Raw genomic sequence first — 4,392 nt, forward strand, 5'->3', positions numbered from 1 at the left:
GGAACAGCGTATTGCCATTGCACGTGCTTATTTAAGTAAAAGACCCATTGTTATGCTCGATGAACCAACGGCCCATTTAGATATTGAAACGGAAGCGGAAATAAAGGCAGCCATGTTGGAATTATTTCAGGGGAAATTGGTGTTTTTAGCTACCCACCGTTTGCATTGGATGACGGATATGGATGAAATCTTTGTTTTGAATCAAGGAGAAATAATTGAAAAAGGTTCCCATGAACAACTCATGTCATTACAATCAATCTATTATAAATTTGTTTTAGGTCAGGAAGGAGAATAAAAAGTGGGAAAAGAAAATTGGATTCTGCCTTATATTCGTCAATACCGCCATTTTTTTATTGTTTCCATTCTCCTTGGGGCACTAACCATTGCATGCGGTGGGGCGCTGATGTTTACATCAGGGTACCTCATTTCAAAAGCTGCAACCCAACCTGAATCCATTTTAATGGTGTATGTCCCAATTGTAGGTGTACGTACTTTTGGGATTGGAAGGGCTGTTCTAAGTTATGTTGAAAGACTTTCTGGCCATTCTCTTATCTTGAAAATTCTATCAAACATGAGGGTAAAGCTTTATAAAATGATTGAGCCGCAGGCACTTCTTATACATCAAAGATTTCGTACCGGGGACATCCTCGGTTTGCTGGCAAATGATATCGAACATCTACAGGACTTCTATCTTAAAACCATTTTTCCATCAGTCGTTTCTTTGGTAATCTATGTCATGATGATGATTAGTATCGGAATTTTCTCTGTACCATTTGCAATTCTATTAGCAGTCTTAGTCGGCTTGCTACTTTTTGTTGGACCTGCTATTTCTTTATTGGTCACCAAAGCAAGAAATGAACGGTTAAAAAGGGGGAGGCATGAGCTTTATTATAAGTTTACAGATGCCGTATTTGGAATTAGTGATTGGATCTTTAGCAGGAATTATCAAAACTTCATCTCTGATTATGAAAATAAAGAACAACTGCTCTATAAAATAGAAGTAAAAAAGCAGATATTTGTCAATTGGCGGGATTGTTTAAATCAACTGGTTTTAGGAATTATAGTGGTTCTGGTGATGGCCTGGGCAAATGGGTTAACTGTTAGAGGAGAAGCACCGGCCACTTTTATCGCCGCCTTTTGCTTAGCTATATTTTCTTTGCTAGAATCATTTTTACCAATTGCTGGAGTAGTTAGTGAGACTACAAGTTATCAAAAATCATTAAGGCGGCTAACCGAGATTGAACCGACCGATTCTCCCATAATCAACACAACAGTAGAGAAAATGACCATGCCTGTAACGGTTCAACTTAACAAAGTCAGTTTTGGATATTTACAGGAAGACCATTTATTAAAAGAGGTTAGTCTAACCATTCAGCCAGGAGAGAAGTTGGCGATTCTTGGGAGAAGCGGATCAGGGAAATCCACGCTGCTTCATCTTATTCAAGGAGCTCTTGCACCGACAAGTGGTCAAGTCCTATTAAATGAACGAGATGCTTTCACCTTAGCAAATGATATGTCTAGCATTATTAGCGTGCTAAACCAGAAGGCTTACCTTTTTCATACCTCTGTCATGAATAATATTCGCTTGGGGAATCCCAATTCCTCAGACGAAGAGGTTTTTCGCATTTGCAAGCTGGTTCAATTGGATGACATGATTCGCAATTTACCGAATGGATATGAAACCAATATGCAAGAGACTGGCCAACGCTTTTCAGGAGGAGAACGACAAAGAATTGCCTTAGCGAGAATTCTCTTGCAAAATACGCCAATTGTGTTATTGGACGAACCAACTGTTGGTCTTGATCCAATCACAGAAAATCAATTATTAACAACCATTTTTTCAACATTGAAAGATAAAACCATTATCTGGGTAACCCACCATTTAATTGGAGTTGAACAAATGGACCGGGTTCTTTTTCTAGAAAAAGGTGCCATCACCATGGTTGGCAGTCACGAACAGCTTCTTAATAAGGAACAAAGATACCGTAACCTTTATCAATTGGATAACCCTTTTAGGTAAGGGTTACGAAATTCCTTTGCTGATTTTTTAAAATGAGAGTAAAATAGAATGTGAAGCTTTTTTAAGGAGCTATTATTCTATGAAATTAATCATTGCTGAAAAACCGGATCAAGGCTCAACCCTTGCATCCATCTTTAAACATAGGAAACAAAACGGCTTTATTGAAATTTTCCCAAATGAGGTATTTTCAAAGGGGGCTTATGTGACTTGGGCAATCGGTCATATATGCCAATTGGTTCAGCCGGAAAAATATCAACCGGAGTGGAAACGTTGGTCCTTGGATAACTTGCCAATCATTCCTTCGCATTTTGAGTACGAAGTGACAAGAGATAAGGCGAAACAATTTTCAGTCATCAAAAAATTAGTATCACACCCACAGGTTACGGAAATTATCCATGCAGGAGATGCCGGACGCGAGGGGGAGCTGATCATTCGAAATATTTTGCGGCTAACGAATTGCCGTAAGCCGATGAAAAGATTATGGATTTCCTCTTTGACACCAAACGCGATTCGCGAAGGTTTTCAAAGGCTGCTAAATGAAGACGAGACTAGGAGCCTTTATTTTGAAGCCTACACAAGGGCGTGTGCCGATTGGGTGGTGGGAATGAATGCTTCTAGATTGTATAGCTTGCTTCTCAAGCAACGGGGGTTTTCCGACGTTTTTTCAGTAGGTCGGGTGCAAACACCGACATTAGCTCTGATCGTCAAACGCGAGCTCGAAATTGAAAACTTTAAAGCGGAACCATTTTGGGAGGTCAAAGCTCATTTTAACATCAATGGAAAGAAATATAATGGAAAGTGGCAAAATGATGGTGAAACCCGAGTAAAGACAAAGGAAATGGCTGATAAGATAGCAACTTTCTGTCGGGAGAAACCAGCGGAGGTTAGTGAGGTAAATTGTGAACGCAAAGAATTTCTTCCGCCACTTCTCTATAATTTATCAGCACTTCAAGCAGAGGCAAACAAACGTTATAAATTTTCACCGAAAAAAACCTTGGACGTCTTGCAAGGACTCTATCAAAAAGGAAATGTCTCCTATCCTCGTTCTGATTCTCGTTATGTAACAAAAGAAGAAGCCAATAATTTCCCCGATATACTAAATAAAATAAGTCATATCAAAGACTATGAACCCTATTTTCCTTTGCCATATGCTTCGATCGCTGACAACAAAAGATATGTAAATGAAAAGAAGGTTACAGACCACTATGCCATCATTCCTACTGAACAAATTCCGAATGTAGAAAAGTTAAGCCTGGATGAACGGAAACTTTATGATTTGATTGTAAAAAGTTTAATTGCGGCTCATTACAATAAGTCTATTGCCGAGTACACAACGATTACCACACTTGTTGAAGGAAGAGCTGCGTTTATTTCTAAAGGAAAAGTTCAGATTGATGAGGGTTGGAGAAAGGTAATATACTCCAAAGATCAGGATGAAGAGCAGAACCTTCCTGCTTTAACAAAAGGAGAGCAAGGGAAGACGATAAAAGTTGAAGTCATTGAAAGTCAAACGCAACCACCAAAGCGATATACAGAAGGTCAATTAATTACGCTTATGAAAACCGCTGGAAAGCATTTGGATGATAAAGAAATGGAGAAGATATTGTCCAAAACAGAAGGGTTAGGTACAGAGGCAACCAGAGCGGGTATCATTACTATGTTAAAGGATCGCTCCTATATTGACGTGAAAAAGAACTTAGTTTATGCAACCGCTAAAGCCAGAATCTTAATCGAAGCAATTGGGAAGGAAATCCTCGCTTCGCCGGAAATGACGGCAAAATGGGAGGAGAAGCTGAAGGAAATATCTGAAGGTACTGCTTCCCCAAAAAACTTTATGGAACAAACTAAAAAAATGGTGTTTCATCTGATTTCTTCTAGTAAGGAACAAGTGACAAGTTGGACTTTTTCTGAAGAAGTCAGTAGTAATTTTACTCCTGGTAAACGAAAAACGAAACAAAAAACATTGACCAAGCTCGGACCCTGTAAAAAATGTGATGGATCGATTGTCGATAAGGGCAGCTTTTATGGCTGCAACAACTATCAGAAGAATAAATGCGACTTTACTATATCAAAACAAATTCTTGGTAAAAACATCACGCAGAAAAATATAAAATTGCTCCTATCTGATGGAAAAACAGAACTGATCGAAGGTTTTACCAAAAAGGATAAAAGCTTCAATGCAAGACTGACCATTGACGCAAAAGATCATACTGTAAAATTCCTGTTTGAATAAAGTAGTCGATAAATCATAGAAAAAAGGTAGGAACCTTTGCGAATTCATCTACATTCATTTGTAGATGTTTTTTTTATTAATTAGCTCTATTAAACTTGTGTGTTGATTTCCGCTCCAGGCACTTCGCTTTCCGTGGGCG

General features: G+C 38.7%; 2 protein-coding genes and 1 pseudogene. All 3 read left to right on the forward strand.

From position 1 onward, the window contains the following. Positions 1-295, forward strand: a pseudogene (locus V7083_RS16835) (thiol reductant ABC exporter subunit CydD); the annotation flags it as partial. A 3-nt stretch (positions 296-298) separates the two neighbouring features. After that, positions 299-2,020: a thiol reductant ABC exporter subunit CydC gene (cydC, locus tag V7083_RS16840; RefSeq protein WP_335479954.1), complete on the forward strand. Its 1,722-nt coding sequence runs from the start codon at positions 299-301 to the stop codon at positions 2,018-2,020. A gap of 79 nt (positions 2,021-2,099) precedes the next feature. Beyond that, the gene (locus V7083_RS16845) at positions 2,100-4,253 is read left to right on the forward strand and encodes a DNA topoisomerase III (RefSeq protein ID WP_335479956.1); all 2,154 of its coding nucleotides are present in this window, start codon (positions 2,100-2,102) and stop codon (positions 4,251-4,253) included. Positions 4,254-4,392 lie beyond the last annotated feature (139 nt).

The sequence above is a fragment of the Bacillus sp. JJ1764 genome (assembly GCF_036962145.1).
In the GTDB taxonomy this organism is placed as follows: Bacteria; Bacillota; Bacilli; order Bacillales; family Cytobacillaceae; genus Neobacillus.